At 43.2% G+C, this 592-nt stretch carries 1 protein-coding gene; it reads left to right on the top strand.

Features of this window, described 5'->3' with window-relative positions; translation table 11 throughout:
- Positions 1 to 452, top strand: a 452-nt coding sequence (locus tag B3182_RS03895) for a hypothetical protein (RefSeq protein ID WP_292751631.1), incomplete at its 5' end; no start/stop codon positions are given.
- Positions 453 to 592 lie beyond the last annotated feature (140 nt).

Here is a 592-nt window from a genome sequence, read left to right as displayed (position 1 = left end):
ACTCGAGTTTAATCATCGAAGATAAACAAGGGGATATGACACGCTATTCCTACGGCGACTGGCGGTATTATGCAGAAGGGAATACCGGCATCTGGTCCGGTCTACGGGCCTTATTTGTTCCCACTCAAGCAGGATTAGGTCGTAAACAACTCTCCGGGCCCGCGTCCATTGAGAATATCCATAACCAGATAACCGTTGTTATCGCAAATGCCGTTTCAATTGAAGCAGAAGCCAAAGCGGTAGATGATTTACAGTTAAAACTTGAAAAAATTTATCGACAGAACCAGGGGCAACAAATTTATCACGGGACATTTGATCTTTATTTTGTACCCTATCCTAAACCCTACAGTTTCTGGCATAACTCCAATCATATGCTTGGTCAGTGGCTTAGTGAGCTGGGCACTGATATTCATGGCTGGCCATTATTCTCAAACTGGCAGCTCCAACCCTGATTGAGAATTCGTATAACGTTGTTTCAAAGCCTTAGATGAAAAACTTTTGGTCGAGTGACCACTAAATGTTTATTTTTCGATGGTTACGGCCAGTTTTCCCGAGCGAATATGTAAATCACGTTGCGGGAATGGAATTTCGA

Origin of the sequence: Methylophaga sp. UBA4204 (assembly GCF_002379485.1) — a bacterium.
Taxonomy (GTDB): domain Bacteria; phylum Pseudomonadota; class Gammaproteobacteria; order Nitrosococcales; family Methylophagaceae; genus Methylophaga.
Note: the sequence above shows the minus strand (reverse complement) of the source record. Positions and strands in the feature narration are given on the sequence as shown.